1 pseudogene is annotated in these 575 nt (G+C 54.4%); it reads right to left on the reverse strand.

Going from position 1 to position 575, the window contains the following annotated elements:
* Window positions 1–320: 320 nt before the first annotated feature.
* A pseudogene (locus B1H50_RS10045) lies at window positions 321–575 on the reverse strand (DUF6318 family protein); the annotation flags it as partial.

Here is a 575-nt window from a genome sequence, read left to right on the forward strand (position 1 = left end):
TGGTTGGAAGCGGCATGCACCGGTGTCGTTGCCTTGGGGGTCCTGCCCATCGCAGATGAAATCGCCTTCGATGGGCGCGCTCTGGGGTTGGGCGGCCGAGACCACCACCTGCCCCCCACCCCCGCCGGTCTCACTGTCCGACGAAGAGGGGTCTCCTCGAACAATCACCTCCTCGTATACCGATGACATCAGGGTGACTTCATTTCCGGACGCTCTACCGTCGTATTGCAGGTCCCCGTCTTCCGGGGGATGACCGCCGTGCGGCGCCGTGAGAGGTGAGGAACAAATTATTAAGACGACCGCTAGGCTTGTGTGCAACATCATTTTACTGACACCTCTCCGATATGCCATATGCCATCATAGTGTCGCAAGATCATAAAGAGCTCCGACTCTTCTGTTTCATTTTCAACCAACTCGCCGCGGCGATTTATCATCGTTGATTCTTCTAGTATTACAGTGAGTCTAATTCCGCAGTATTCTTTTCCTTTTCCTGGGGGGATGTATTCGATGTTTGTGATTTTTTGGGTCCAGGGGTTGGCCCATCCTCCGTCTTTGTGGAGTTTGGTGGCGTCGTC

The organism is Actinomyces gaoshouyii, assembly GCF_002072175.1.
Classification (GTDB): Bacteria; Actinomycetota; Actinomycetes; order Actinomycetales; family Actinomycetaceae; genus Actinomyces; species Actinomyces gaoshouyii.